Genomic DNA, 1,947 nt, shown 5'->3' on the forward strand with positions numbered 1-1,947 from the left:
ACGGGATGTGATCAACGGGAGAATGAGATGATCAAGAAGACAACATGCGCCTTTGTTGCGGGTGCGGTAATGGCGCTGACCGGTCAGGCGGCGCTGGCGGATGGCCACGGTGAGATCACTGTGGGCTATTTTCTGGAATGGCCGATGCCGTTCCTCGCGGCGAAAGCCTCGGGCGCCTATGATGAGGCACTCGGGATGAAGGTGAACTGGGTGTCCTTCGAGACCGGCACGGCGATGTCGGCGGCGATGGCATCGGGCGATGTGCAAATCTCCGTCAGCCAGGGTGTGCCGCCTTTCGTTGTGGCAACCTCGGGCGGCCAGGACATCCAGATCGTGGATGTGGCGGTCTCCTATTCGGAAAACGACAACTGTGTCGTGGCTGCATCGCTGGAGATTGACAAGGACAGCGCGGGCGAGTTGGCGGGCAAGAAGGTGGCTGTGCCGCTGGGGACAGCCGCGCATTATGGCTTCCTGCGCCAGATGGATCATTTTGGCGTAGACCTGGCGTCGCTGCAGATCGTAGACATGGCACCGCCAGAAGGAGCGGCTGCCCTGAGCCAGGGCGCGGTTGATTTTGCCTGCGGGTGGGGTGGTGGCCTCGCGCGGATGAGGGAATATGGCAACATCCTTCTGACCGGTGCGGAAAAGCAGGAACTTGGCATTCTGGTCTTTGACGTGACCTCGGCCCCGGCCTCCTACATTGCCGAGAGCGGTGATGTCGTTGCGAAGTTCGCAGCGGTGACGGCTGCGGCAAACGCCGAGTGGAAGGCCAACCAGAGCGACGAGATGCTGGCGGTGATCGCCGAGCAATCCGGTATGGATTTGGAAGCGGCGCGCGCCTCGATTTCGGGCTTTGAATTCCCGTCTGTCGAAGAGCAGCTATCCGAAGCCTGGCTGGGCGGCAATGCGGCGACCTTCATGAAGGGTGTTGCAGATGTCTTCGTTGAATCGGGTTCCATCGACAAAGCCCTCGACAGCTATGAGGATGCCGTGAACATCGGCCCGCTCTCGGCAGCCGGCGGCAGCTAAACCGACAAAACGGCGCGGGACACTCCCGCGCCGTTTCTCATTAAGGATCAGAGGCGGGGCCAACTCCGCCCGACCACCCGCGGTGCGCGGACAACTGGTGGGGATATCATGACCGGATTATCGATTAACAATTTATCCATGCGCTTCGAGTTGCCGGGCGGCGACCATGTGCAGGCGTTGCAGGATGTCTCGCTTGAACTGAAAGCGGGTGAACTTCTGAGCGTGCTGGGCCCCTCGGGCTGCGGCAAAACCACATTGCTGAACATCGTGGCGGGGTTTCTGGCCCCCACGGCAGGTGAGCTGATCCTGAATGGCCATAAGGTCACGGGGCCGGATGCCGAACGCGGCATGGTGTTCCAGCAGGGCGCGCTGTTCGAGTGGATGTCGGTGCGCGAAAACGTGGGCTTTGGCCCTTCGATGAAGGGCACGCCGAAGAAAGACAAGGACGAGACCGTCAACCACCTGCTGGATGTTGTGGGGTTGCAGGACTTCAAGGAAAAGGCCGTCTATGAGCTGTCGGGCGGGATGCAGCAGCGGGTGGCGCTGGCGCGGTGTCTGGCCAATGACCCGGATGTGATCTTGATGGATGAACCGCTGGGCGCGCTCGACGCGCTGACCCGCGAGAAGATGCAGAGCCTTGTGCTGAAGCTCTGGAAAGAAACCGGCAAGACGATCATCCTGATCACCCACTCGGTGGAAGAAGCGTTGCTTTTGGGCGAGCGCCTGATCGTGATGGCCCCGCGCCCCGGACGCATTCACAAGGAATACCGTCTGCCCTTTGCGGATCTTGGCGTCGATGCCGATCTGCGGGAAGTGAAAAAACACCATGACTTCGGGCCCAAGCGCGAAGAGATCCTGAACATGATCTGGGACATGGAAGAAGAAATTATGGGCGGTAAGGAGGACGCGGCATGATCC

Annotated in this window: 2 protein-coding genes; both read left to right on the forward strand. The window is 60.6% G+C overall.

What is annotated here, in order from left to right; translation table 11 throughout:
- Window positions 1-27: 27 nt before the first annotated feature.
- On the forward strand, window positions 28-1,029 hold the full coding sequence (locus Q0802_RS24580; protein WP_298922646.1) for an ABC transporter substrate-binding protein: 1,002 nt from the start codon (window positions 28-30) through the stop codon (window positions 1,027-1,029).
- Between the two features lie 108 nt (window positions 1,030-1,137).
- Window positions 1,138-1,944 (forward strand): ABC transporter ATP-binding protein, encoded by an 807-nt coding sequence (locus tag Q0802_RS24585; RefSeq protein WP_298922645.1) that lies wholly within the window; start codon window positions 1,138-1,140, stop codon window positions 1,942-1,944.
- Window positions 1,945-1,947: the final 3 nt, after the last annotated feature.

This window comes from uncultured Roseobacter sp., from assembly GCF_947495275.1.
In the GTDB taxonomy this organism is placed as follows: domain Bacteria; phylum Pseudomonadota; class Alphaproteobacteria; order Rhodobacterales; family Rhodobacteraceae; genus Roseobacter.

Coding starts and splice junctions, on each gene's coding strand:
- Q0802_RS24580 (WP_298922646.1), top strand. CDS start 28: ATGATCAAGAAGACAACATGCGCCTTTGTTGCGGGTGCGGTAATGGCG.
- Q0802_RS24585 (WP_298922645.1), top strand. CDS start 1,138: ATGACCGGATTATCGATTAACAATTTATCCATGCGCTTCGAGTTGCCG.